This window comes from Frankia sp. Allo2, assembly GCF_000733325.1.
In the GTDB taxonomy this organism is placed as follows: domain Bacteria; phylum Actinomycetota; class Actinomycetes; order Frankiales; family Frankiaceae; genus Frankia; species Frankia casuarinae.
In genome coordinates this window covers 1-25,987 of sequence record NZ_JPHT01000010.1, presented here as the reverse complement: position 1 = coordinate 25,987, position 25,987 = coordinate 1, and the positions used below count along the sequence as shown (strand labels likewise).

General features: G+C 70.4%; 19 protein-coding genes and 2 rRNA genes. 2 read left to right on the top strand and 19 right to left on the bottom strand.

All coding sequences use genetic code 11. From position 1 onward, the window contains the following. Positions 1-23 precede the first annotated feature (23 nt). Entirely contained in the window at positions 24-218 is a 195-nt protein-coding gene (locus tag ALLO2_RS09495; RefSeq protein ID WP_035731278.1) for a DUF1059 domain-containing protein, read from the top strand. Here ALLO2_RS09495 and leuA read toward each other — a convergent pair. The 11 genes from leuA to gatC form a co-directional block, all read right to left on the bottom strand. Then, positions 215-1,948 carry a 2-isopropylmalate synthase gene (gene leuA, locus ALLO2_RS09490; protein WP_035731379.1) on the bottom strand — a complete coding sequence of 578 codons (1,734 nt, stop codon included), beginning with the start codon at positions 1,946-1,948 and terminating at the stop codon, positions 215-217. The genes ALLO2_RS09495 and leuA overlap by 4 nt on opposite strands. 249 nt (positions 1,949-2,197) lie before the next feature. After that, positions 2,198-2,815, bottom strand: a complete 618-nt coding sequence (locus ALLO2_RS09485) for a septum formation family protein (protein WP_232235001.1) — start codon at positions 2,813-2,815, stop codon at positions 2,198-2,200. Positions 2,816-3,332: 517 nt separating this feature from the next. Further along, on the bottom strand, positions 3,333-4,922 hold the full coding sequence (gene serA / locus ALLO2_RS09480) for a phosphoglycerate dehydrogenase (protein WP_011438013.1): 1,590 nt from the start codon (positions 4,920-4,922) through the stop codon (positions 3,333-3,335). Between the two features lie 300 nt (positions 4,923-5,222). Further along, positions 5,223-6,212 (bottom strand): ketol-acid reductoisomerase, encoded by a 990-nt coding sequence (gene ilvC, locus ALLO2_RS09475; RefSeq protein WP_035731275.1) that lies wholly within the window; start codon positions 6,210-6,212, stop codon positions 5,223-5,225. Positions 6,213-6,265: 53 nt separating this feature from the next. Beyond that, a complete protein-coding gene (gene ilvN, locus ALLO2_RS09470) occupies positions 6,266-6,790 on the bottom strand; it encodes an acetolactate synthase small subunit (RefSeq protein WP_035731272.1) in 525 nt (174 codons plus the stop codon). Beyond that, the gene (locus ALLO2_RS09465) at positions 6,790-8,616 is read right to left on the bottom strand and encodes an acetolactate synthase large subunit (protein WP_035731269.1); all 1,827 of its coding nucleotides are present in this window, start codon (positions 8,614-8,616) and stop codon (positions 6,790-6,792) included. Before ALLO2_RS09465 ends, ilvN begins: the two co-directional genes overlap by 1 nt. Before the next feature lie 341 nt (positions 8,617-8,957). Next, the gene (locus tag ALLO2_RS09460; protein ID WP_011438017.1) at positions 8,958-10,649 is read right to left on the bottom strand and encodes a penicillin-binding transpeptidase domain-containing protein; all 1,692 of its coding nucleotides are present in this window, start codon (positions 10,647-10,649) and stop codon (positions 8,958-8,960) included. Positions 10,650-10,955: 306 nt separating this feature from the next. Further along, complete coding sequence (gene gatB / locus ALLO2_RS09455; RefSeq protein ID WP_035731267.1) at positions 10,956-12,473, bottom strand: Asp-tRNA(Asn)/Glu-tRNA(Gln) amidotransferase subunit GatB; 1,518 nt, start codon at positions 12,471-12,473, stop codon at positions 10,956-10,958. A gap of 12 nt (positions 12,474-12,485) precedes the next feature. Then, positions 12,486-12,680: a hypothetical protein gene (locus ALLO2_RS09450; RefSeq protein ID WP_011438019.1), complete on the bottom strand. Its 195-nt coding sequence runs from the start codon at positions 12,678-12,680 to the stop codon at positions 12,486-12,488. 94 nt (positions 12,681-12,774) lie between these two features. After that, a complete protein-coding gene (gene gatA, locus ALLO2_RS09445; RefSeq protein ID WP_023840246.1) occupies positions 12,775-14,301 on the bottom strand; it encodes an Asp-tRNA(Asn)/Glu-tRNA(Gln) amidotransferase subunit GatA in 1,527 nt (508 codons plus the stop codon). 13 nt (positions 14,302-14,314) lie between these two features. Further along, positions 14,315-14,611, bottom strand: coding sequence for an Asp-tRNA(Asn)/Glu-tRNA(Gln) amidotransferase subunit GatC (gene gatC, locus ALLO2_RS09440; RefSeq protein ID WP_011438021.1), 297 nt, complete (start codon positions 14,609-14,611; stop codon positions 14,315-14,317). A gap of 354 nt (positions 14,612-14,965) precedes the next feature. Between gatC and ALLO2_RS09435 the strand changes: the two genes are divergently transcribed. Further along, complete coding sequence (locus tag ALLO2_RS09435; protein WP_011438022.1) at positions 14,966-15,676, top strand: ACT domain-containing protein; 711 nt, start codon at positions 14,966-14,968, stop codon at positions 15,674-15,676. Between the two features lie 20 nt (positions 15,677-15,696). Here ALLO2_RS09435 and ligA read toward each other — a convergent pair whose 3' ends face one another. From ligA to ALLO2_RS09395, 8 genes are all read right to left on the bottom strand, one after another. Then, complete coding sequence (gene ligA, locus ALLO2_RS09430; RefSeq protein ID WP_035731264.1) at positions 15,697-17,817, bottom strand: NAD-dependent DNA ligase LigA; 2,121 nt, start codon at positions 17,815-17,817, stop codon at positions 15,697-15,699. Further along, on the bottom strand, positions 17,814-18,944 hold the full coding sequence (locus tag ALLO2_RS09425; RefSeq protein WP_023840248.1) for a methionine synthase: 1,131 nt from the start codon (positions 18,942-18,944) through the stop codon (positions 17,814-17,816). The genes ligA and ALLO2_RS09425 overlap by 4 nt, the downstream gene beginning before the upstream one ends. A gap of 90 nt (positions 18,945-19,034) precedes the next feature. Next, a complete protein-coding gene (gene mnmA, locus ALLO2_RS09420) occupies positions 19,035-20,093 on the bottom strand; it encodes a tRNA 2-thiouridine(34) synthase MnmA (RefSeq protein WP_035731261.1) in 1,059 nt (352 codons plus the stop codon). A gap of 79 nt (positions 20,094-20,172) precedes the next feature. Further along, entirely contained in the window at positions 20,173-21,423 is a 1,251-nt protein-coding gene (locus tag ALLO2_RS09415) for a cysteine desulfurase family protein (protein WP_011438026.1), read from the bottom strand. A 41-nt stretch (positions 21,424-21,464) separates the two neighbouring features. After that, positions 21,465-21,971 (bottom strand): MarR family winged helix-turn-helix transcriptional regulator, encoded by a 507-nt coding sequence (locus ALLO2_RS09410; protein ID WP_023840249.1) that lies wholly within the window; start codon positions 21,969-21,971, stop codon positions 21,465-21,467. Positions 21,972-22,173: 202 nt separating this feature from the next. Beyond that, a complete protein-coding gene (gene icmF / locus ALLO2_RS09405) occupies positions 22,174-25,491 on the bottom strand; it encodes a fused isobutyryl-CoA mutase/GTPase IcmF (RefSeq protein WP_035731258.1) in 3,318 nt (1,105 codons plus the stop codon). A 193-nt stretch (positions 25,492-25,684) separates the two neighbouring features. Continuing rightward, positions 25,685-25,801 (bottom strand): 5S ribosomal RNA (rrf, locus tag ALLO2_RS09400). A 70-nt stretch (positions 25,802-25,871) separates the two neighbouring features. Next, a 23S ribosomal RNA gene (locus ALLO2_RS09395) occupies positions 25,872-25,987 on the bottom strand; the annotation flags it as partial.

The window sequence follows — 25,987 nt, the reverse complement described above, 5'->3', positions numbered from 1 at the left end:
AGATCATCGTCCGGCACCCGAGCATGAAGCAATTCTACTGTGGTGCGATCATGCACGACTGCGAGACGCGCATGATCGCCCCCACCGAAGACGATCTTCTCCGTTCCGTCGACACCCACGCGAGAGTTGATCATGGTATGACGGATATCCCGGAGTCGATGCTGGACGAGGTCCGCCAGAATATCCACGACGTGGAACCGGCGGACCACCACGACTAACCAGCGCCACCACCACGACCAGCCCGCGCGGGCACCGAACGGTCCCGGGCAGCCCGGTTCACGGCACTCACCACGGCCCGCAGGGACGCCGTCACGATGTTGGCGTCGATCCNGACTCCCCAGAAGATCCGGTCGTCGACGGCCACCTCGAGGTACGCGGCCGCTCGCGCATCCGCTCCCGAGCCCAGGGCGTGCTCGTTGTAGTCCAGAATCCGCACGGTCAGATCGCGGCTGGCGAGCGCCGTGACGAATGCGTCAATGGGGCCGTTGCCGGTTCCCGTGATCACCGTGTCGGCCCCCTGGAAACGGACCGAGACGGAGACCTCGTCCCGATCGCCCGACGCCGCCGTCGTCCGGGAGCCCAGCAGTTCGAGCGGGCCGGACCCCTCCGCGCCGTCCAGGAAGTACTCGCTGCGGAAAATCGTCCAGAGTTCCTCGGCCGTCACCTCGCCGCCCGCGGAGTCGGTGTGGCGCTGTACGACACCGGAGAACTCGATCTGCAGCCGGCGCGGCAGGTCCAGGGAGTGCTCGGACTTCAGCAGGTATGCCACCCCTCCCTTGCCGGACTGACTGTTCACCCGGATCACCGCCTCGTAGGAGCGGCCGACGTCCTTCGGGTCGATCGGCAGGTAGGGCACCTCCCAGCGGGTCTGGCCGGTGCGCTCCATGGCCTCGAAACCCTTCTTGATGGCGTCCTGATGGGAGCCGGAGAAGGCGGTGTAGACGAGGTCGCCGCCGTAGGGATGACGGGGATGGACGGGCAGTTGGTTGCAGTACTCCACCGCGCGTCGGATCCCGTCGATGTCCGAGAAATCGATCATCGGGTCGATCCCCTGCGAGAACAGGTTCATCCCCAGCGTGACCAGGCAGACGTTTCCGGTCCGTTCCCCATTGCCGAACAGGCAGCCCTCGACCCGGTCGGCGCCGGCCAGCACACCCAGTTCCGCCGCGGCGACCGCGCAGCCCCGGTCGTTGTGCGGGTGCAGGGACAGCACGACGGCATCCCGGCGGGTCAGGTTCCGCCCGACCCATTCGATCTGGTCGGCGTAGACGTTCGGGGTCGACATCTCGACCGTCGCCGGCAGGTTCAGCACGACCGGACGCTGCGGGGTCGGCGCCCACACGTCCATGACTGCCTCGCACACCTCCACCGCGTAGTCGAGTTCGGTGCCGGTGAACGACTCCGGGCTGTACTGCCAGCGCACATCGGTGCCGTCCAGTAGTTTCTCGGCGTACTGGGCACACCACCGAGCGCCCTGCACCGCGATCTCAGTCACCCCCGCCCGATCAAGACCGAACACCACCCGCCGCTGCAACGTGGATGTCGAGTTGTACAGGTGGATCAGCGCCCGGTCCGCGCCGACCAGCGACGCGGCCGTGCGCTCGATCAGGTCCTCCCGCGCCTGCGTCAGGACCTGGATGACGACGTCGTCCGGGATGCGATCTGATTCGATCAGCTGCCGGATGAAGTCGAAGTCGGTCTGGCTGGCCGCCGGGAACCCGACCTCGATCTCCTTGTACCCCATCGCCACCAGCAGCTCGAACATCTGCATCTTGCGGGCGGGGGTCATCGGGTCGATCAGTGCCTGGTTACCGTCGCGCAGATCGACACTGCACCATTGCGGGGCGCGAGTGATCGTCCGCTCGGGCCAGGCCCGGTCGGGAAGTGAGACGGGGACGAACGGACGGTACTTCTCGACCGGCATGCCGGACGGCTGCTGCGTGGTCATTCCTGCTCCTGCTTCCTCGAAGGAGTCCCCCGCGACCGTGATCACACGGTTCGCGACGTGGGTGACTGGATGCCGGAGGATCCGCGGAGAATCAGCAGAGGAGCGTCAGGTCGCACCTGGACGCTGGACCGCCGGATGGCGAGGATCCCGACGCTGACACANGAAAACACCGCGACGGGGAAGCCAGCTCAGGTATCAGGCCCCGCCGCGGCGGCTAAGGAGAAGCAGCGCACGCATCGCGCACCAACATTACCGGATGTTCGGCCGACCGCGAGGAAACTCCGGTGCCGCGACGGCGCCGGGGACACGGAACTGACCGCTGCGGGGCCGCAGGTCGTCGGTGCGCACGGTGCACACGGCCGCGTGCGCACCGAGCTGCCAGCTGGGTTCGGACGGGTAGATCGTGCCAACGGTGCGGTGCGGAGTGCTGTCGACGGTTCCGGGGAACTCGCGCAGTGCTCCGGCACAGCGCTCGTCCGTCACCTCGGCGACCACCGACGCGCCAGGCCAGCGATGGAAGAGCACCGCCAGGTCGACCATCCGGGTGACCTCGTCGATATGGGGCTCCCGGCAGCTCACCCGGACGGGCACCACCGGATCGACCGAGGCGGGCGAGCCCGCCGGATACGGGGTCCAGTTCAGGCAGTCACCCGGCCGCAGGGCCGCGAGCAGGTCCGGCCTGATCCCAAAGCCGGCGGGGGGACCGGTCAGCGTGCCGGTGGCAGCCGGTACGGCGGTCTGCTTGGTGGCCGCGGAGGACCCCGACGACGTGGTCGGCACCAGCCGTGCGGCGGTCGGGCTGGTCCGGTTCGCCGTCTGCCGCAGGGCGACGACGGTGATGGTGATCATCCCGACGATGATGGCCATGAACGTGACCATTCGCGCGATCTGGCGGGGGCGGCCCGGTGGTCTGGGCGGCGCCACCAGCCGATGGAAAAAGCCGGGCAGACCCCGGGAAGCTGGGACGACCTGACAGCGACTGGAAGCCGGCCGGCCGTGCTGCCGGCTGCGCTCGGCCGCGGACGGTTCGAGAAACCGGGCTCCGCGGACGAATCGCTCATCCAGGCGAAGCCCCTCGAACGGGTCCTGATGCCGCGACGCCATGCTAGCCACGGTAAACCCGGCACCACGACTACGGCGCGCGTTCCACGGAAAGATCACCTGGATCACGTCCCCACGCCACCGCTACCCGTACCCAATCGATCGCCTACCGTTGAGATCGCCCGCAGCTACCCCTGGTAAACCCCATCCAGCCCAGGTAATCCACGGCAACCCGAGGAACACCCCGGACCACCGAAGGCCCCCACGACTCCCCCCGCAAAATCGCCGAAGGTGCCTTTGCGGAGACCCCACACGGTGGCGAAGCCACCGTGTGGGGAAGGGGTCAGTCGCTGCTGATGCTTACGGCCCTGGCGTAGGAAGCGCCGATGATCTTCGCGATCTCGGCCAGGATGTCGGGGGCGACCGCGTCGTCGAGCGACAGCGACATCAACGCCTCGCCGCCGGCCTGCAGGCGGCTGACCTGCGCACTGGCGATGTTGATGTGCGCCTCGCCGAGCAGGGCACCGACCGCGCCGACGATCCCCGGCCGGTCCTCGTAGCGGAAGAACGCCAGATGCGCCTCGGGCCGGATGTCGACCTCGAACCCGTCGATCGCGGTGATCTTCTCGACCTGCCGCGAGCCGACAAGCGTGCCGCTCACCGACACGGGCGTGCCGTCGGCGAGGACTCCTCGCACAGTCACGAGGTTGTGATAGTCGGGGCTGTCCTCGGCGGTCTCCAAGGCCACGTCGACCCCGCGCTCCTTGGCCAGCAGCGGCGCGTTGACGTAGGTGACCTGCTCCTCGGTCACGTCGGTGAACACACCCTTGAGCACCGCGAGCTGCAACACCGAGACGTCGTGCACGGCGATCTCGCCACGCACCTCGACAGTGATCGCGGCGGCCAGGCTGCCCGCGAGGCCGGAGAAGAGCTGCCCGAGTTTCTCCGCGAGCGGAAGACCCGGCCGGAGGTCCTCGGCCACGACGCCACCGGCCTGCACGTTGACCGCGTCGGGCACGAACTCGCCCTGCAGCGCCAGCCGCACCGAGCGGGCGACGGCGAGCCCGGCCTTGTCCTGCGCCTCCTGGGTGGACGCGCCAAGGTGGGGGGTGACGACGACGTTGTCGAGCCCGAACAGCGGGGAGGCCGTCGTGGGCTCCTTGGCGAAGACGTCGATGCCCGCACCGCCGACCTGACCGGAGCGGACCGCCTCGGCGAGCGCCGCCTCGTCAACGAGGCCGCCGCGCGCCGCGTTGACGATGATGACACCGGGCCTGGTCCGGGCCAGCTCGTCGGTGCCGATCAGACCGAGCGTCTCCGGCGTCTTGGGCAGATGGATCGTGATCACGTCACTCTGCCGAAGCAGCTCGTCGAGGTCGACGAGGGTCACGCCGTGCTGCGCGGCACGGGCCACCGACACGTACGGGTCGTAGGCGATGACCTTCATCCCGAAGCCGGCGAGCCGCTGCGCCACGAGCACGCCGATCCGCCCGAGGCCGACGACGCCGGCCGTCTTCTCCACGAGTTCGACACCGACGTACTTCGAGCGCTTCCACTCGCCGCCGCGCAGTGCCTCGCTGGCCGCGGGAACCCGCCGGGCGACGGCGAGCAGCAGCGCGATCGCATGCTCGGCCGCACTGACGATGTTCGACTGCGGCGCGTTGACCACCATGACACCGCGCTGGGTGGCGGCGGCGACGTCGACGTTGTCCAGCCCGATGCCGGCCCGGGCGACGACCTTGAGCTTTCCCGCGGTGGCGAGCACCTCGGCGTCGATCTTGGTGGCCGACCGGACGATCACGGCATCGACGTCGGCGATGGCGGGCAGCAACGCGGACCGGTCGGCACCGTCAACGTGACGAACCTCGAAGTCCCCGGACAGCACCTCCAGCCCGGCCGGTGAGAGCTCCTCGGCAACGAGTACGACAGGCACTGGACCTCTCCTAGCGACCTCGGGTCAGACCGGGAGGCGACGCGGAACGAGGCGTGATCACGTGGCCTTCGGCCTGGCGATGATGAACGTGGATACTGCGGACACCGCACGAGGCGGCGGGCCCAGCCTACCGACGCCCGCCGTGGACTCCGAGCCCTTTCCGCCGACCGACGGCGACGGCGTGCCCGGCACCCGGACGGGGACGGCCCGCACCCGGGGACGGCGGCAGCGCACCACGGCCGCCCCCGAGAGGGCACGATCCGCCCGACGACCCGCGGGACCTACCTGGCGATCCAGAAATCAGGCGATCCAAGACATCATCGGCCGGAGCTTCGCGCCGACCTGCTCGATCGGGTGCTGCTTGCCCTCCGCCACGAGCTTGGTGAAATTCGGCCGACCGTTGTCGTCTTCGGCCACCCACTCGCGAGCGAACGCGCCGTCACGGATCTCGTCGAGGATCTTGCGCATCTCGGCCTTCACGGCGGGGGNGATGACGCGCGGGCCACGCGTGACATCGCCGTACTCCGCGGTGTCCGAGATCGAGTACCGCATCTGGGAGATGCCGCCCTCGTACATCAGGTCGACGATGAGCTTGAGCTCGTGCAGGCACTCGAAGTAGGCGACCTCCGGGGTGTAGCCCGCCTCGACGAGGGTCTCGAAGCCGGCCTGCACGAGCGCGCTGGCGCCGCCGCAGAGCACGGCCTGCTCGCCGAACAGGTCGGTCTCGGTCTCCTCGGTGAAGGTGGTCCTCAGCGCACCGGCCCGGGTGCCACCGATGCCCTTGGCGTAGGCCAGCGCGACGGCCAGCGCGTTGCCGCTCGCGTCGGCCTCCACCGCGACGAGGACGGGAACNCCCTTNCCCNCCTCNAACNCCCGCCGCACCAGGTGACCCGGCCCCTTCGGAGCGACCATGAACACGTCGACGCCGGCCGGCGGCTCGATGAGCCCGTAGCGGATGTTGAAACCGTGCCCGAACGCCAGCGCCTTGCCCGCGGTGAGGTGCGGGGCGATGGACTCCGCGTAGATCGTGCGATGGGTGGTGTCCGGAGTGAGCAGCATGATGATGTCGGCCTCGGCGGACGCCTCCGCCGGAGTGAGGACCCGCAGGCCCTCTTCCTCGGCCCTGGCCCGGCTGCGGCTGTCCGCCGGCAGGCCGACCCGCACGTCGACGCCACTGTCGCGCAGGTTCAGCGCGTGCGCGTGGCCCTGGCTGCCGTAGCCGATGACGGCGACCTTACGGTCGGCCAGGACGTCCAGCGAGGCGTCGTCGTCGTAGTAGATCTCGACCATCGTGGGGAATCTCCTCGTTGAGTGGATGGGAAAAAGACGCGCGACGGTCCCGGTCAGGCCGGACGGTCGACTGCTCGCAGGCTGCGATCGGTGATCGAACGCGATCCGCGGCCGAGTGCCACCAGGCCGGACTGGACCAGTTCCCGGATTCCGAACGGCTCCAGCATGCGGATGAGGGCGTCCAGCTTGTCGCGGGTTCCCGTCGCCTCGATGGTGACGGCGTCCTGGGCGACGTCGACCACCTTGGCACGGAACAGGGCGACCGTCTCGAGGACCTGGGATCGCACCGACAGGTCGGCGCGCACCTTCACGAGCATCAGCTCACGTTGCACCGAGGCGGAGGTGTNCATCTCGACGATCTTCAAAACATTGATCAGCTTGTTGAGCTGCTTGGTCACCTGTTCCAGCGGCAGGTCCTCCACGACGACGACGATCGTCATCCGGGAGATGTCAAGCTGCTCGGTCGGCCCGACCGCGAGTGACTCGATGTTGAACCCGCGCCGGGAGAACAGGCCCGAGACCCGGGCCAGCACCCCGGGCTTGTTCTCCACCAGCACGGACAGGGTATGGCGGGTCATCAGATGTTNACCTCNGCGTCGCCGGNGNAGTCGAAGTCCGGCGCGGNGTCGCGCGCGATGCGGATGTCGTCGTTGCTGGCGCCGGCGGCGACCATCGGCCACACCATGGCGTCGGGATGCACGACGAAGTCCACCACGACCGGGGCGTCGTCGATCGCCATCGCCTTCTCGATCGTCGCGTCGACATCCGCCGCCGTCTCGCAGCGCAGCCCGACGCAGCCCAACGCCTCGGCCAGCCGGACGAAGTCGGGCACCCGCACCCTCCTGGACGCCCCTGAGCCCCGCCCAGACGCCCCTGCGCCGCCGGTCCGCGGGGAGTCCGGGTGCGTCCCGAGCTCCGTGTTGGAGTACCGCTTGTCGTAGAAGAGGGTCTGCCACTGGCGGACCATGCCGAGCGACCCGTTGTTGATGACGGCAACCTTGATCGGGATTCCCTCCAGCGCGCAGGTCGCAAGCTCCTGGTTGGTCATCTGGAAGCAGCCGTCACCGTCGACGGCCCACACCGTGGCGTCGGGGCGGCCGACCCTGGCGCCCATCGCGGCCGGCACGGCGTAGCCCATCGTGCCGGCGCCGCCGGAGTTCAGCCAGGTGTAGGGGTTCTCGTAGGAGATGAACTGCGCGGCCCACATCTGGTGCTGCCCGACGCCGGCGGCGAAGATGGTCTCCGGTCCCGCGATCTTCCCGAGCCGCTCGATGACGTACTGCGGGGCCAGCGAGCCGTCAGCCGGCTGGTCGTAGCCCAGCGGGTAGGTCCGGCGCCAGCCGTCCAGCGTCCGCCACCAGGCGGCGAGGTCCGGCCGCTCCTCCAGGACGAGCGCGGCGACGAGCTCGTTGATCACATCACGGCAGTCACCGACGATCGGTACGTCCGCGGTCCGGTTCTTGCCGATCTCGGCCGGGTCGATGTCGGCGTGAATGACCGCGGCACCGGGCGCGAAGGAGGACAGCCTGCCGGTCACCCGGTCATCGAAGCGGGCCCCGAGAGTGATCAGCAGATCCGCCTTCTGCAACGCGGTCACCGCGGCGACCGACCCGTGCATGCCGGGCATGCCCAGGTGCTGGGGATGGGAGTCGGGGAAGGCGCCGCGGGCCATGAGGGTGGTGACCACCGGGATGCCGGTGAGCTCCGCCAGTGTCCGCAGCTCCGCGGCAGCGCGGGCCCTGAGCACTCCCCCACCGATATAGAGCACCGGACGCCGGGCAGCACTGATCATCTTCGCCGCCTCCCGCACCTGCTTGCCGTGCGGGCGGGTGACCGGACGATAACCGGGCAGGTCGAGAGCCGGCGGCCAGACATCGTGCGGCAGCACGGAGGTGGCCGACTGCAGGATGTCCTTGGGCAGGTCGACGAGCACCGGTCCGGGCCGGCCCGTCGCCGCCAGGTGGAACGCCTCCGCGATGATCCGCGGGATGTCGTCGGCGGACTGGACCAGGAAGTTGTGCTTGGTGATCGGCAGGGTGATGCCGCAGATGTCCGCCTCCTGGAAGGCGTCGGTCCCGATCGAGGGACTGGGGACCTGCCCGGTGACGGCCACGATCGGCACCGAGTCCATGTAGGCGTCGGCGATCGGAGTCACCAGGTTGGTCGCCCCCGGCCCCGACGTCGCCATGCACACCCCGACCCGCCCGGTGGCCTGCGCGTACCCCTCGGCCGCATGACCCGCGCCCTGCTCGTGCCGGACAAGGACATGTCGCACCCGGGTGGAGTCGAACAGTGGATCATATGCGGGCAGGATCGCGCCGCCGGGGATGCCGAAGACCACATCGGCTCCGACCGCTTCAAGGGAGTGGACGAGCGACTGGGCTCCGGTGATCTCTCGTGTCATCTGGTCGTCTTCCTTGACAGGCCGGGGATGTACGTGGCACGTGGCAATCTCGGCTGGCACTGCGGGACCGGCGGGACCNGGCCCNCCNGGCACGGCTCTNCCAGCTGAGCACGACCACGCAGGCTTGGCACGAGGCAGTGCTCACTGCACGAAAAAGCCCCTCGTGCCGAGGCACTGAGGGGCGGCGCACAGGTCGACGTCGTCGACTATGCACGCTCTGAGCGTACGAGAATCCCGAGATGCACGGTTCTACCCTGCCGGAGTTCCAGCCCCACGTCAAGCATCGCCGGGCACCGGGTCCAGCCAGGCACCGGGTCCAGCCAGGACCGGGTCCAGCCAGGTCATTGCCCGCCGGAGCCGGGCGCACCGATCTGGCCACCGTCCAACGCGGTGAGGAACCTGGCCGCGACCGGCGCGGCCGTCTCCGCGCCGAAGCCGCCGTCCTCGACGACCACCGCGAAGGCCACGTCGCCCCGGTAGCCGACGAACCACGCATGGGTCGGCGGCGGGTTGCCGTCCTTGTACTCGGCGGTGCCGGTCTTCCCGAAGACCTCGCCGGGCATCGGGACCTTCGCGGCGGTGCCCTCGGTGACGACCGCCCGCATGAAGTCCCGCAGCGGGGGCAGCACCACGGGCGGGATGGGGTTGCTGCGCGCCGACTGGCCGACGACGAACGGCTGGTGCCAGGTACCGCTCGCGACCGCCGCGGCGACGCTCGCCATCTGCAGCGGGGAGACCTCGATGCGGGCCTGGCCGATCGACGCCGACGCCGACTCGACCGCGTCACGCGGGGTCGGGAAGGTCCCCCCGACGCTGGCGATATCCAGCGGTGGTCGGCCGTCGAAGCCGTAAAGCTGGGCGGCCTTCTCCAGCGCGCCGTCCGGGAGTGACTCCTCCAGCCGGATGAACGCGGTGTTGCAGCTCCTGGCGAACGCGGTCCGCAGCGGGATGGGGCCGAACTGCTCGGACTCGGCGTTCTGGAAGGTCCGACCGCCGACGCTGACCGTCTGGGTGCAGTCCAGGGGCATGTCCGGCGCCTTGCCGTTCATCAGCGCGGCGGTGGCCGTCACGATCTTGAAGGTGGAACCCGGTGGGTACTTGCCCCGGACAGCCCGGCTCGACCCGCTGGGCGGATGGTTGGCCAGGGCCAGGATGGCGCCGGTACGAGTGTCGATCGCGACCATCGCCCCGGTCGGGCGGGCCGCGGTGGCCAGGGCCGCCTCGGCGGCCTGCTGGACCCGCAGGTCGATCGTGGTACGGATCGCCTCGCCGTCGGTCATCGGATAGGTGTGCAGCGTCTGCACGGTCGCGTTCTTCGCATCCCGCACGACGACCGCGCCGCCCTGCGCCCGCAGCCGGTCGTCGTACACCCGCTGCAACCCGGACAGCGGCGCCGTCCGACCGACGAGGTTGCCCGCCAGGTCGGAGGAGTCCCGTAGGGGCTGGCCCGCCACGTCGAGCAGGTCCCCCCGCTTACCGGTGGAGGCGGTCCGGTCCAGGTGCAGCCCTGGGCGCAGGGCCGGATGCACCGAGACCGGATCAGCCTTCACCCGCCACCCGCCGCCGGTCGAGACGAGATGCAGCGCCCCGGTGTACTCCAGCGGCGTCGGCAGACCAGAGAGCGTGAGCCTGGCCAGGTACGGCACGGTCGCCGTCTCGCCGCTGCGGCTGATCGCGCCCGGGGTAAACGTAGCCGCTGTGACGAGCAGGCGGTCACGCACCTCGGCCATCGTGCCCACCAGGCGCGCGACGTCGATGCTCCCGGGCGTGGAGACGGCGGCGACAGCCGCGGAGCCGGGGGTCGCCGTCCCACCGGAAGTCGTCAGCGTCCGCCAGCCGGCCAGGTAGGAGTCGGCCGCAGCCTGGACCTTCCGGTCGGCGGCGCGGTCGGCGGCGCGGTTGTTCAGGACGTAGCCGACACCGCCGGCGACGGCCAGCAGGACGACGACGACCGCGACGATGATCGCCGTCCGGCGGCCCCGACCCCGACGGCGGGAGGTTGACGCGGTGAAGCCGGAAGGTGTAAGGGGCACGGCGGCACGCTCTCCCCTCGATCGTGACACCCCGATGGGAGACCCACCCTATGGAGGCCTCCGGCCCTTCGCATCCGACGCGCCGTACGACGTCGGCAACCCGACACGCGGGTCCGACACGGCGGGAGAACGTGGTCCTCCCGAGCTCGGATCACGGAGAGGCAACCCACGGCGCGGGGGACGGCGGCGACCGGTCGGACGTTTCTTGAACGAATGGCGCTAAAATCTGCGAATCATCTTGAATACGACAAATCGGGGATCGGCCGGGAAGCCGAAGGCCGGGAAGCCGAAGGCCGGGAAGCGATGTCAGGAGACGCCGAGGCGCTCCAGCAGCAGTCGCCGCACGGCCGCCGCGTCCGCCTGGCCCTTCATCGCCTTCATCACCGCGCCCACCAGCGGACCGACGGCGTTCACCTTGCCACCGCGGACCTTCTCGGCGATGTCGGGGGCACCGAGGAGCGCCGCGTCGACGGCCGCGGTGAGCGCGCTGTCGTCCGCGACGATCGCCAGCCCACGGCCGGCGATCACCTCGTCGGGCGTGCCCTCACCGGCGAGCACCCCGTCGATGACCTTGCGGGCCAGCGCGTCGGTGAGCTCGCCCGCGGCCACCAGCGCGGTGATCCGGGCGACGTCGGTCGGGGTGATCTTAAGATCGCGAGGCTGGAGACCGGCGTCCGAGGCGCGCCTGGCCAGCTCGTTGAGCCACCACTTGCGGGCGGTCGCCGGGGCCGCGCCGGCGGCGATGGTCTCCTCGACCAGGTCGAGGACCGCGGCATTGCGCAGGTCCTGCAGGTCCCGCGCGGTGTAGCCGTGCTCGGCGATCAGCCGGGCCCGGCGCGCCGCGGGCAACTCCGGCAGGCCGGCCCGCAGCCGCTCGACGTATTCCGCGGGCAGGGCCAACGGGGTGAGGTCAGGCTCCGGGAAGTACCGGTAGTCGGTGGCCTCCTCCTTGGAGCGACCCGACGAGGTGCGGCCCGACGCCTCGTCGAAGTGGCGGGNCTCCTGGNTGATGCGCTGGCCGTCGTCGAGCAACGCGGCCTGCCGGGTGGTCTCGTAACGCACCGCGCGTTCCACCGACCGCAGCGAGTTGAGGTTCTTCGTCTCGCTGCGGGTGCCGAAGGGAGCGTCCGGGTCGCCGGGCGCCGGCCGCGGGCGCAGCGAGACGTTGGCGTCGCAGCGCAGCGATCCCTGCTCCATCCGGACGTCGGAGACCCCGAGCGCCCGGATCAGCTCCCGCAACTCGTCCACGTAGGCCCGGGCCACCTCGGGGGAACGCACGTCCGGTTCAGTCACGATCTCCACGAGCGGGATGCCGGCCCGGTTGTAGTCGACCAGCGAGTGGGTGGCGCCGTGGATGCGGCCGGTGGCGCCGCCGACGTGCAGCGACTTGCCGGTGTCCTCCTCCATGTGCACCCGGGTGATGCCCACCCGGTGCACCTCGCCCTCGACCTCCACGTCGAGCCAGCCGTTCGTGCACAGCGGCTCGTCGTACTGGCTGATCTGGAAGTTCTTCGGCATGTCGGGATAGAAGTNGTTCTTGCGCGCGAACCGGCACCACGACGCGATCTCACAGTGCAACGCGAGTCCGATCATGACCGCGAAGCGCACCGCCGCCTCGTTCACCACCGGCAGGGAACCCGGCAGCCCGAGGCACACCGGGCAGACCTGCGTGTTGGGCTCGGCACCGAAGGCCGTCGCGCAGCCGCAGAACATCTTGGAAGCGGTGCCGAGTTCGACGTGCGTCTCCAATCCGATCACCGGCTCGTAGCGGGCCAGAACGTCGGAGTAGGACGGCAGCGCGCCGGCGGGAGCCACTGTGCTCACCGGATGAACTCCTCATGGGTCGCTGGGTGGGCGGGTGTCGCGGACGTGCACGTAGGTGAGGAACACCGCGGCCGGTAGGCCGAGCACTCCCCAGACGAGCAGGACCGGGTTGAGCGTGGCGATGCCGAGACCCAGCACCAGCACGGTGAGCAGCCACACCACGCCCACCAGGAACCGGTCCTGCCGGCCGCTGCGCAGACTCACCATCGCCGTTTCCTTCCCTTCCCTCGCGGTCGGCGGCCCGTCACCGCGGCCGCCACACCCGGAACACGGATGACCCGCGAGAGCGCCGGGCGCCCGCTCACAGCGCCGGGACCTCGTCGAGCAGCGGATGGCCGCGTTCGACGTCCAACGCCTCCTCCAGCGCCCCGCCGACCCGGTAGAGCCGGTCATCGGCGAACGGCGGCGCCATGATCTGGATACCCACCGGCAGCCCGTCCACGAGCCCGGACGGCAGGCTCATCGCCGGGCCGCCCGCGAGGTTGGACGGGATCGTGCACAGGTCCGACAGGTACATGGCCACCGGATCGTCGACCTTCGCGCCCAGCGGGAAGGCCGGTGTCGGGGTGGTGGGCGAGACCAGGACGTCGACCTGCTCGAACGCGGCGGTGAAGTCGCGGCTGATCAGCGTACGGACCTTCTGCGCCTGGCCATAGTAGGCGTCGTAGTACCCCGAGGACAGGGCATAGGTGCCCAGGATGATCCGCCGCTTCACCTCCGGGCCGAAGCCGGCTTCGCGGGTGCGGCTCATGACCTCCTCGGCCCCGGCCCGACCGTCGTCGCCGATCCGCAGCCCGAAGCGCATCGCGTCGAAGCGAGCCAGGTTCGACGAGCACTCGCTGGGCGCGATCAGGTAATAGGCGGGCAGCGCGTAGCTGAAGTGCGGGCAGCTCACCTCGACGACCTGGGCGCCCAGGCCCGTCAGCGCCTCGACCGCGGCGGCGAAGGCGGCCTCGACCCCCGGGTCGTATCCGTCGCCGGCGAACTCGCGGACCACACCGACCCGCATACCGCGGATGTCGCGCTGCCGTGCCGCCGCCACGACCGCGGGAACCGGCGCGTCGACGCTCGTGGAGTCCAGGGGATCGTGGCCGGCGATCGCGGCGTGCAGCAACGCCGCGTCGGTCACCGTGCGGGCCAGCGGGCCGGCCTGGTCCAGCGAGCTGGAGAAGGCGACCAGCCCGTAGCGGCTGACCCCGCCGTAGGTGGGCTTGACCCCGACCAGACCGCAGAGGGCGGCCGGCTGACGGATGGAACCGCCCGTGTCGGTGCCGAGGGCAAGCGGCGCCTCGAAGGCGGCGACGGCCGCGGCGCTGCCGCCGCTGCTGCCGCCGGGGATGCGGGTGACGTCCCAGGGGTTGCGGGTCGGCCCGAACGCCGAGTTCTCGGTCGACGAGCCCATGGCGAACTCGTCCATGTTGGCCTTACCCAGCAGGACGACGTCCGCGGCCCGCAGCCGGCTCACCACCGTGGCGTCGTACGGGGGGTGCCAGCCCTCGAGGATGCGGCTGCCGCAGGTGGTGGGCATCCCTCGGGTGGTGAAGACGTCCTTGAGCGCCAACGGCACCCCGGCGAGCGGCCCGAGGCGCTCCCCGGCCGCGCGCCGGTCGTCGACCGACCGGGCCGCGGCGAGCGCGCCGTCGGCGTCCACGTGCAGGAAGGCGTGGACGGTCTCGTCGACCTTGGCGATGCGGTCCAACGCCGCCCGGGTCGCCTCGACGGCACTCAGCCTGCCGACGGCGATCGCGGCCGCCGTCGCGGCGGCGGACAGGCGCACGACGTCAGTCGCGCCGGGAGGTGTCGGGTTCTCCGTCATGTTCTCCGTCATGCGGGCGGCGACCTCATTCGTCCGGATCGAGGATGCGGGGCACCCGGAACCGCCCGTCCTCGGTGGCGGGGGCACCGGCCAGGGCCTCGGTGACGGGCAGCGACGGGCAGATGGTGTCCGGCCGGAAGACGTTGGTCAACGGCACGGCGTGGCTGGTCGGCGGGATGTCCCCGGCGGCGATCTCGGAGACCCGGGCGACCGCGGACAGGATCGCCTCGAGCTGCGGTGCCAGCGCGTCGAGCTCGTCGTCGGTCACCGACATCCGCGCCAAGCGGGCGAGGTGAGCCACCTCGTCCCGAGTGATCGCCATGGCGTGTGGCCCCTTCGTGGGCGGTGGGCGCGGGGCCCGTGACTGGTCCTGGGCGCCGCGACGGATGCGGGAACCGGAACCGGGAGAGGCCGGATGCACCCCTGGGGGCGCCCCGGGCGGACGGTCCCGGACCGGACGCATCGCCGCGTCGACGTGATGTCATCGTACGGGCCGCGGCGGGACCCCCGCGGACGCCGCCCCCCGCTGCTCTCCTGGCCCAGGCTGCCCTTCGGGGTTTCCGTCACCTCACCTTCGGCGAGGTTCCTGTGCTGTGGTCCTGGGGGAGCCGCCGGCCGGGCGGGGACGTTATCTTCGCGTGACCGGCCGGCCATCCCGCCGACATGCTCTTTGCGCATGCTCAGCTACATGTCGTATCTGCTTCGCCTCGTGCTGCCGGACCGCCCGGGAGCGCTCGGCGCGGTGGCCACGGCCCTGGGCAGGGCGAGCATCGACATCGTCAGCATTACCGTCATCGAGCGCACCGCCGACGGAGCCGTGGACGATCTGCTCGTGCTTCTGCCACCGGGCGGCCTCGCCGATCGCGTCCTCACCGCCGCTCATTCGGTTCCAGGCGTGATCGTCGAGTCGCTTCGGCCGTTTCTCGCCGACGGGGGCGGTATCGGCAACGACCTCGACCTGGTGGACGCCATGACCGATCGGCCGCACGACGCCGTGGCGACCCTGACGGACCTCGCGCCCGGCGTCTTCCACGCCGACTGGGCGATGCTGCTGGAGCACGTCGGGCCGGACGACGTCCGGGTCCGGGAGACCTCGGTGGGCGCTCCGGCCCTCGGCGGGGACGATCTCGGTGTCCCCGAACGGGTCCGGTTACCCCTGCCCTGGCTGCCGCTGGAACGGGCGCGGCGGATCGGGGCCGAGGATGGCGCCTTCCCGCCTCGCTGGCGGGCGGTCAGCATGGAACTCGCCGCGGCCCCGGTCGGCGGCGACCGGTTGGTGATCCTGGTCGGGCGGCCCGGCGGCCCCCGGTTCCGCTCCTCCGAGATCGACCGACTGGCCCATCTGGCGGGCATCGCCGCGAGCCTGACCAGGACGGACCGTTTCTGAGCGGGGGATCCTCCCCCGGGTTATTCCACCGGGGTCTCGGCCTTCTCGGGACCGTCGGCGGGAACGGCGAGCTTGCTGGCCGCGTCGACCCCCTGCGCCAGCAGAACGGCGAATCCGGCCTCGTCCAGCATGGGGATCCTGAGACTGCGCGCCTTGTCGTACTTCGAGGCCCCCGGATCCGCGCCGACGACGACGGCGGTGGTCTTCCTGCTCACCGAGCCGGTGACCTTGCCGCCGCGCGCCTCGACCGCCTCCTTGGCCGAGTCGCGGCTCCAGTCGGTGAGCGTGCCGGTGATGACGACGGTGACGCCGTCGAGGGGACGTGGGCCCTCCTCCGCGCCGACGTCGGCGAGCCGTGCCCCGCCGGCGGCGATCCTGGCGAGGATGTCGCGGTGCCGTTCATCGGCGAACCAGTCGAGCACCGCGCCGGCGATCTTCGGACCGACCCCTTCGACCGCGGCGAGGTCCTCGGCCGACGTGGCGGCGATCGCTTCCAGCGACCGCAGTTCCCGGGCCAGCGCCCGCGCCGCCGTGGGCCCGACGTGGCGGATCGACAGGCCGACCAGCAGCCGCCAAAGCGGCCGGTGCCGCGCGGCCTCGACCCCCCGCAGAATCTGGTCGATTTTCTTCTGCGCGAACCCGCGCAGCCCCTCGAAGGACTCGGGCGTCAGGTGGAAGATGTCGCCGATGTCACGCACCCGGCCCGCCTCGAGCAGGGCGGTCGCCGTCTCGTACCCGAGCCCGTCGATGTCCATCGCCCCCCGGGATGCGAAATGGAAGATCGACTNCCGCAACTGCGCGGGACAGGAGACGGTGTTCGGGCAACGGATGTCGACCTCGCCCTCGGGCCGCACCAACTCGGTGCCGCACTCCGGGCAGCGCGTGGGCATCACGAAGGCCCGCTCGGAACCCTCTCGCAGGTCGACGACCGGGCCGACGATCTCCGGGATGACGTCCCCGGCCTTGCGCAGGACGACCGTGTCCCCGATGAGCACCCCCTTGCGACCGACCTCGTCGATGTTGTGCAGGGTCGCGAGGCCCACCGTGGACCCGGCGACCAGGACCGGCTCCAGCTCCCCGAAGGGGGTCACCCGGCCGGTGCGGCCCACGTTCACCCGGATATCGCGCAGCTTGGTCGTGACCTCCTCCGGCGGATACTTGTAGGCCACCGCCCAGCGGGGGGACTTCGAGGTGGAGCCCAACCGGCGTTGCAGGGCGAACGAGTCGACCTTGACGACCACTCCGTCGATCTCGTGCACCACGTCGTGGCGCGCGTCGCCCCACCGGTGCACGTAGTCGAGCACGCCGGGCACCGTCGCCAGGACCTCGAAGTGGGTGGCGACGGGCAGCCCGAGCTCCGCGAAGCGGGCATAGGCCGCCGACTGGGACGTGACCTCGAAGCCGCGCTGCGCGCCCAGGCCATGGACAATCATCTCCAGCGGCCGGGTGGCGGTGACCCGGGGATCCTTCTGCCGCAGGGATCCGGCCGCGGCGTTACGCGGGTTCGCGAACGGTTTGCCCCCCACGGCCACCAGCCCGGCGTTGAGCTCGGCGAACTTCGCGGTCGGGAAGAAGACCTCGCCCCGCACCTCCAGCAGCCCGGGCACCCGCGGCCCGCGCAGCCGTACCGGCACGCTCGCCAGGGTGCGGATGTTGGGGGTGATGTCCTCCCCCGTCCGGCCGTCGCCGCGCGTCGCGGCACGCACCAGGTAACCATCCTCGTAGACGAGGTCCACGGCAAGCCCGTCGATCTTCAGCTCGCAGAGCCAGGCGTCGACCTCGCTTTCCCGGGCCACGCGCGCCGCCCACTGGTGGAACTCGTCGTCGTCGAAGACGTTTTCCAGGGACAGCATCCGTTCGAGATGCTCGACCGGGGTGAACAGGGTCGAGTAGGAGCCGGCCACCTTCTGCGTCGGCGAGTCCGGTGTGCGCAGGTCGGGATGCCGCTCCTCCAGCGCGGCGAGCTCCGCCATCAACCGGTCGTACTCGGCATCGGAGATCGTCGGGGAATCGAGCACGTAGTAGCGGTACGCGTGCTCGTCGAGCTCGCGGGCGAGGCTGGCGGCGCGGGCCCGCTCGTCCGCCGAAGCCGCCGCCGAAGCCACGCCGGATTCGTCGGCCGTACCGGCCGTCGCGCTCACGACGGTGCGTCGACCAGGACCCGCCCCGCCTTCCGGCAGTGGCGCATCACCGTCCTGGCATCGTCCGTTCCCAGGCCCGCCAGGCCACATGTCGGCGTCACGGCGACCACCTCTCCGAGCTGCTCGGGCCGGAATCCCAACCGGCGCCACAGTGCGATGACGGGTTCGACCGTACGGCGGACATCCGACAACTTCGGTGCGGCCAAGACAGCCCGTCCGGCTGCACCAGCCCGTCCGGCTGCACCAGCAGGTGCGGCCGGTCCAGTCGGTCCTGTCGGTGAAATCGGCGCGGCCGGTGAAATCGGCCTGGTGGGGACGAGGCCCGCCATCAGCCGCACTCCGGCCTCCACGATCTCGCCGACGGCGTCGTCCTCGGCCCGGGTAAGCGCGGTGACGTCGAGACCGACGAAGTCCACACCCGCCGCGCGCAACGCCGCCAGCGGCACCGCGGGAGCGCAGCAGTGCACCCCGACTCCGACGGTCGCCGGCAGCGCCCGCAGGCCACCGAGCAGGATCCGCAGCCGCTCCACAACCAAGCCCTCCTCGACGGCGGGCAGCACCGAGAACCCACTCGGAGTGCGGATCCGGCCCGCGAGCACCGCCGGCAGCGACGGCTCGTCGAGCTGGACCAGGATCCGCGCCCCCGGGACCCGCTGGGCGATCTGTTCGACCTGTTCGACGAGCCCCGCGGTCAGTGCGTCGGCGATGTCACGGGTGGCGCCGGTATCCGACAACGCCTTGTGCCCGCGGGGAAGCTCCAGCTCGGCAGCCAGCGTCCACGGGCCGGTCACGGCAATCTTGAAGGATCCCGCGTAGTCGGCGGCGACCTCCGTCAGCGCGTCCAGGTCGCGTTCGAGCAGATCCCGTGACCGGCGCAGGTCCAGGCCGGGTCGGGGAACCAGCCGCCAGCCAGCCGGCTGAAGGTCCACCGGCATGTCGACGAGGATCGCCGCCGCCCGCCCGACCATCGCACCCCCGGCTCCCCTGGCCGGCAGTTCTGGCAGATGCGGCAGGTCCGGCAGCTCGTCGAAGACCAGCTTGACGGCCTGGGCCGCATCCGTTCCCGGCAGCGAGCCCACCCCGGTGGCCGCGCCGGGCGGCCACATCCGTGCAGCGTCAGTACTCATGTCTTGACATCCTCCGGGAGTCCGCGGGAGATCCCCGGCCACGCCCGCTCCACGCCCGCTCCGTCAACGGCCCGCCGACCGGGCGCCCAGCTAACCACCGGTGGTGCGGATGTGCCCTCCGCCAAGCACCCGGTCACCGTCGTACAGCACCACTGCCTGGCCTGCGGCCGTGCCGCGGACCGGCGTCGTCAGCGTCACGACGAGCTCCTCGTCGCGCGCCTGCNCCACCGCCGGTACCACCCCGCCGTGCGCCCGCACCTGGGCCAGGCATGACACGGCCCCCTCGTGCGGCCAGACGGCCCGGTCCGCCACGAGCCGGCGCACGTCGAGCGCCTCGGCCGGTCCGACGGTGACCGTCGACGTCACCGGGGAGATGTCCAGCACATAGCGCGGCCGGCCGTCCGCGGCCGGCCGCCCGAGCTTCAGCCCGCGACGCTGACCCACGGTGAAGGCGTAGGCGCCGTCATGGTGCCCGAGCGTCTGCCCGGTCGTCGCATCGATGACCGGACCCGGCCGCGGGCCGAGCCGCTCGCGCAACCAGCCACCGGTGTCCCCGTGCGAGATGAAACAGATGTCGTGGCTGTCCGGCTTGTCCGCAACGGCAAGGCGACGCTCGGCCGCCTCTACCCGCACCTGGGCCTTGGTGGAATCCCCGAGCGGGAACCGCGCGGCGGCGAGCTGCTCGGGACGCAGCGTTCCCAGGACGTAGGACTGGTCCTTGTCCGGATCCACCGAGCGGCGCAGGGTGCCGTCCGGATCGAGCCGGGCGTGGTGCCCGGTGACGACGGCCTCGAAGCCGAGCGCGAGGGCCTTGTCGAGTACGGCCGCGAACTTGATGCGCTCGTTGCAGCGCACGCAGGGGTTGGGCGTGCGACCGGCCGCGTAGGACTCGACGAACTCCTCGATGACGTCGGTCTCGAACCGGTCCGCGAGATCCCAGACGTAGAACGGGATGCCGAGGATATCGGCGGCCCGCCGGGCGTCCCGGGCGTCCTCGATGGTGCAGCAGCCGCGGGCTCCGGTCCGGTCCGACTCCGGCGAGCGCGACAACGCCAGATGCACCCCGGTGACGTCGTGACCGGCGTCAACCGCCCGGGCGGCGGCGACGGCGGAGTCGACCCCGCCGGACATCGCGGCGAGCACCCGCATCAGACCATCACCTCCCCGAATCTCCGCCGAACCTCAGGGAACCACGTGGACGGGAGCAAGGCATCATGGGCATCGCCTCTCAGGTGCCGCTCATGCTGCCGCTCGTGCCGGCCAGCGCCCCCGCGCGGCTCGCCCGCTCGACGACCGGCCCGATCGCCGCGACCAGCGCGTCGATGTCGCAGGCCCGTGAGGTGTGCCCGAGGGAGAACCGCAGCGATCCGCGGGCGTGTGCCTCATCCACTCCCATCGCGAGCAACACGTGCGACGGCCTCGCCACTCCAGCGGAGCAGGCCGAGCCGGTGGAACACTCGATCCCCCGGGCATCGAGCAGCATCAGCAGCGAGTCTCCCTCGCAGCCGGGGAAGGTCAGATGGGCGTTTCCCGGCAGCCGGTGCGGTCCCGGACCGCCGCCGTCCCCACCGCCGCCGTCCCCACCGCCGCCGTCCCCGAGCAGCGGGGCACCGTTGAGCACCGCCTCCGGGACCTCCGCCCGGACCCGGCGCACCAAGTCGTCACGCAGGGCCGCCAGCCGGACGCTCTCCTGCGGCGCCTCGGCGCATGCCCTCGCCGCGGCCGCCGCGAACGCCGCCACCCCGGCCGTGTTCAACGTTCCGGACCGGATGTCGCGCTCCTGACCGCCGCCGTGGGTCAGCGGCTCCATCGCCAATCCCCGGCGCACCACCAGGGCACCGACACCGATCGGCCCCCCGATCTTGTGCGCGCTGACCGTGATGGCGTCGGGGCCCTCGTCGGTGACGGCGATCGGGATCTGGCCGAACGCCTGCACCGCATCGGTGTGGAAGGGCACGCCGTGACGGTGCGCGATCGTCGCGAGCTCGGCGATCGGCTGAACGGTGCCGACCTCGTTGTTCGCCCACATCACCGACACGACGGCCACCGAGTCCGGATCCCGTTCGAGGGCGGCGGCGAGGGTGTCCGGCCGCACGGTTCCCGCGGCATCGACCGCGAGCAGCTCGACCTCGGCATCCTGCGCCCGGCCGAGCCAGTCGACGGTGTCCAGGACCGCCCGGTGCTCGACGGCGCTGACCAGCACCCGCCGCCGGCCCGGTTCGGCCCGGCGGCGTGACCAGTACAGACCCTTCAGGGCGAGGTTGTCACTTTCGGTACCGCCTCCGGTGAACACCACGTCGGACGGACGGGCGCCCAGCACTCCGGCGAGTGTCTCGCGGGACTCCTCGACGATGCGGCGGGCACGGCGGCCACTGGCATGCAGCGACGAGGCATTGCCGGTATCGGCGAGCACCGCGGTGTACGCGGCGAGCGCTTCCGGTCGCATCGGCGTCGTCGCCCCGTGGTCGAGGTAGGTCACAGCTCTAGAGGGTAGTCGCGGACGGGCCGAACACCGCGCGATCAGAAGTCGCCGGCGGCCCGGCGCAGATCGGTCAGCAGGTCGATGAGTCTGCGCACCCCGCCGTCACCCAGCCCGGGATCGGCGAAGACGGTGTCGTTGAGCTTCTCGGTCGCGGCCATGGCAGTGACCCGNCCCTCCTCGGTGATCTTCGCGAGAATCGCCCGCCGGTCCGTAGGATGCGGGGTACGCCGCACCTGCCCCCTCGCCTCCAACCGGTCGACCGCGCTGGTGACGCTGGTCGGATGGACCTGCAGCCGACTTCCGATCTTGTTGAGGGGCAGCGCTCCGGACCGACTGAACATCAACAGCATCAGCAGCTCATAGCGCGCGAAGGTCAGATCGAGGGGGCGCAGGACCTCGTCAACCCGGGCGAGGACGATCTGCTGCGCCCGCATCAGGGAGGTGACCGCTGCCATGCCGTCCGCTGCCGCCCCCCAGCCGTGGGCGGTCCAGTGCCGATGGGCCTCCGCTATGGGGTCGGTTGGCAACGGTTTCGGGGTGGCCACGACTTGTCGACGCTCCTGCACTTCATGGGACGGTTCCCGCCCAACCTGGCAGCCGGGGACCGTCGCGGCGGGCAGCGTCCATTGCACCCCAGGACGGACGCGCTGGCAAAGATTCATGCGTACCCGGAGATTGCCGCGGCGCCCAGCGTACCGACCAGCGTAACGCCGATCGACGTAACGGCGGGCGCCNCCCNGGGNATAATCAGACGTTACGTCGATACTGCCCACCCNCNTCGAAGANNGCCTGGGAGATCTGCCCGAGGGAGCAGACGCGGACCGCCTCCATCAGCGCCGCGAACGTGTTCCCCCCGCTCCTGGCGACCTCCCGCAGATGTTCCAGGGCGGCGCCCGCCTCGGCGCCGTGCCGGCGGTGGAACTCCTCCAGCCGAGTGAGCTGAGATTGCTTCTCCTCCTCCGTGGCCCGCGCGAGCTCCATCGGGCCTCCCTCGGCGTCGGGATCGGTGCCGGCCGACTCCGGCCGCAGGAACGTGTTCACCCCGATGATCGGCAGGGTGCCGTCGTGCTTGCGCCGCTCGTACAGCATCGACTCGTCCTGGATGCGTCCCCGCTGATAGCCGGTCTCCATCGCGCCGAGTACACCGCCGCGGTCGCTGATCCGCTCGAACTCGGCGAGCACCGCCTCCTCGACCAGGTCGGTCAGTTCATCGACGATGAACGATCCCTGCAGGGGATTCTCGTTGGCGGCGAGTCCCCATTCCTGATCTATGATCATCTGAATGGCCAACGCGCGGCGGACGGAGTTCTCCGTAGGAGTCGTCACAGCCTCGTCGTACGCATTGGTGTGCAGGCTGTTGCAGTTGTCGTAGATCGCGCACAGCGCCTGCAACGTGGTCCGGATGTCGTTGTAGGCCATCTCCTGTGCGTGCAGCGACCGACCCGAGGTCTGTACGTGATACTTCAGCATCTGCGACCGGGGGGCGGCACCGTAGCGCTCCCGCATGGCCACCGCCCAGATCCGGCGGGCCACCCGCCCGATGACGGTGTACTCCGCATCCATCCCGTTGGAGAAGAAGAACGACAGGTTCGGGGCGAAATCGTCGATGCGCATCCCTCTGGCCAGATAGGCCTCGACGTAGGTGAAGCCGTTGGCCAGGGTGAACGCGAGCTGACTGATGGGATTGGCGCCGGCCTCGGCGATGTGATAGCCGGAGATCGATACCGAGTAGAAGTTCCGGACCGCGTGTTCGATGAACCACTCCTGCACGTCCGCCATCGCCCGCAACGCGAACTCGGTGGAGAAGATGCAGGTGTTCTGCCCCTGGTCCTCCTTGAGGATGTCCGCCTGCACGGTGCCACGGACCGTGGCCAGCGTGCGGGCCCGGACCTCGGCGGCCTCGTCCGTGCTCGGCTCCCGGCCGTGCTCGGCGCGGAAAGCGTCCAAGCGCTGGTCGATCGCGGCGTTCAGGAACATCNCCAGGATCGTCGGCGCCGGGCCGTTGATGGTCATCGAGACGCTGGTCGACGGATCACACAGATCGAACCCGGCGAACAGGACCTTCATGTCGTCCAACGTCGCTATCGACACGCCCGACGTGCCGATCTTGCCATAGATGTCAGGCTGAGACGCGGGATCGCGGCCGTAGAGGGTCACCGAGTCGAAGGCGGTGGACAGCCGGGTCGCAGGCGAGCCGGCGGAGAGGAAGTGGAACCGGCGGTTGGTCCGGAAGGGGTCACCTTCACCGGCGAACATTCGCGCCGGGGCCTCCCCGGCGCGTTTGAACGGAAAGACGCCGGCGGTGAAGGGGAAGTACCCTGGCAGGTTCTCACGCCGCAGGAAGCGGATCAGGCGAGCGTCGTCGTCGATGGCGGGTACCGCCACCCGCCGGATCAGAGTCCCGCTGAGTGTGGTGCGCACCAGCGGGGTGTGGATCTCGGTTCCCCGGACGAGATAGGTCATCTTCTCGCCCTGACGTTCCTCGACGATCGCCGGCCATTGCGCCAGGAGCTCCCTCGTCCAGGGGGCCAGGGCGGCTTCGGCCTCGTCGCGCAGCACGGCGAGGGTGGTGGGTTCCGCCGGCGCCGGGCCCGCGCTGGGGTTGGCGCCGGCCAGTGCCGCAAGGGCCGTCGTCAGATGCTCACGACGGCGGGCCAGCAGCGCCTGACGCTCGGTCTCGGCGTGATAGCCCCGCACCGTCTCGGTGATCTCGGCCAGATAGCGTATCCGGGCGGACGGAATGACCGTGGTCAGACCGGTAGAGGTCCGCCCGCGCACCAGGTGCAACGAGCCGGACACGGTGTGCAGATCGTGTTTGCGTAGCAGCCCGACGAGGTGCTGATACAGGGCGGTCACCCCGTCGTCGTGGAACCGGGCGGCCGAGGTGCCGAAGACGGGCATATCCTCCCAGGACTGGTCGAACGCCTGCCGGTTGCGCACCAGTTGCCGGGCGACGTCACGCCGGGCATCCTCGGCGCCGCGCCGCTCGAACTTGTTCACCGCCACCACGTCAGCGAAGTCCAGCATGTCGATCTTCTCAAGCTGTGAGGCCGCACCGTACTCGGGTGTCATCACGTACAGCGAAACATCGCAGAACGGAACGATCGCCGCGTCACCCTGCCCGATGCCCGGCGTCTCGACGATCACCAGATCGAAACCGGCCGCCTGGCAGGCTTTGATCACATCCGCCAGGGGAGCCGGAACCTCACTGCCCCCCGTGCGCGTCGCCAGGGACCGGAAGAACACGTTCCCTGCCGTGCCATCACCCAGGGAGTTCATCCGGATGCGGTCACCGAGCAGTGCACCGCCGCCCCGCCGACGGCTGGGGTCGATGGCGAGCACCGCGATCCGCAGGCTGTCGCCCTGGTCGAGGCGGAAGCGCCGGATCAGCTCGTCGGTGAGCGAGGACTTTCCCGAACCACCCGTGCCGGTGATACCGAGGACCGGAACCCGCGGGTGGCGGGCGGCCTCGTCCTGCAGCGCCGCCGCGAGCCGCGGGTCCCGGCCCGCCTCGAGCACGGTGATCGCCCGGGCGAGCGCGCCGTGCTCACCAGCCGCCACCGCATCGAGCTTCGGCCCGTCCTCCGTCAGATCGACGTCACAGGCCTCGATGATCATATTGATCATCTTTGCGAGACCGAGCCGCTGCCCGTCCTGCGGGGAGAAGATGCGCGCGACCCCGCGCGCGTGCAGCAGGTCGATCTCCGCCGGCAGGATCACCCCGCCGCCGCCGCCGTAGACCCGGACGTTGCCGGCTCCGCGCGCACGGAGGCGCTCGATGAGGTAGCTGAAGTACTCGACATGCCCGCCCTGATAGGACGACAGGGCGATCCCCTGGGCGTCCTCCTGGATCGCGGCGGTGACGACCTCCTCGACGCTGCGGTCATGCCCGAGATGGATCACTTCGGCGCCCTGCGCCTGCAACAGGCGACGCATNATGTTGATCGCCGCGTCATGCCCATCGAAGAGTGAGGCCGCCGTCACGATCCGGACCGGATGAGCTGGTGTGTGCAGCGTGGCGGCCGGCTCGTGCCGGTTGTCGGAGGACATCGCGTCGGAGGACATCGAAGCGGCTCCCGGGGACGATGTGGCGGGCGGAGATACCTAGAACACTTGGCTTCCCGATAGTAGGACATCCATGTAATAGATGCCACCACGGCCAAGGTGCTGAAGCGGGTGCTGCCAGCCAGTAGTCGGAAAATACGCGTATACGAGTGTGGGGCTGTCTCCCTAGGGAGACAGCCCCACACTCGTATACGTCCGGCGGCGTCCTACTCTCCCACACAGTCCCCCATGCAGTACCATCGGCGCTGAAGAGCTTAGCTTCCGGGTTCGGAATGAGACCGGGCGTTTCCCCTTCGCCAAAACCACCGAAACACTATCCAGATATACCAGCCGAACCGGCCGTACACCCGAGAACCGCACAGTGGACGCGTAGCACCTTCGAAGACAAGCCCTCGGCCTATTAGTACCGGTCAGCTCCATGCGTCACCGCACTTCCACCTCCGGCCTATCAACCCGATCATCTAGTCGGGGGCCTTACCAGGCTACCCTGTGGGAG

Excerpts from the sequence above, each read along its gene's own strand:
- ALLO2_RS09495 (WP_035731278.1), top strand. The coding sequence starts at position 24 with ATGAAGCAATTCTACTGTGGTGCGATCATGCACGACTGCGAGACGCGC.
- ALLO2_RS09485 (WP_232235001.1), bottom strand. The coding sequence starts at position 2,815 with ATGGCCATCATCGTCGGGATGATCACCATCACCGTCGTCGCCCTGCGG.
- ALLO2_RS09450 (WP_011438019.1), bottom strand. The coding sequence starts at position 12,680 with ATGGTGAGTCTGCGCAGCGGCCGGCAGGACCGGTTCCTGGTGGGCGTG.
- gatA (WP_023840246.1), bottom strand. The coding sequence starts at position 14,301 with ATGACGGAGAACATGACGGAGAACCCGACACCTCCCGGCGCGACTGAC.
- gatC (WP_011438021.1), bottom strand. The coding sequence starts at position 14,611 with ATGGCGATCACTCGGGACGAGGTGGCTCACCTCGCCCGCTTGGCGCGG.
- ALLO2_RS09435 (WP_011438022.1), top strand. The coding sequence starts at position 14,966 with ATGCTCAGCTACATGTCGTATCTGCTTCGCCTCGTGCTGCCGGACCGC.
- ALLO2_RS09425 (WP_023840248.1), bottom strand. The coding sequence starts at position 18,944 with ATGAGTACTGACGCTGCACGGATGTGGCCGCCCGGCGCGGCCACCGGG.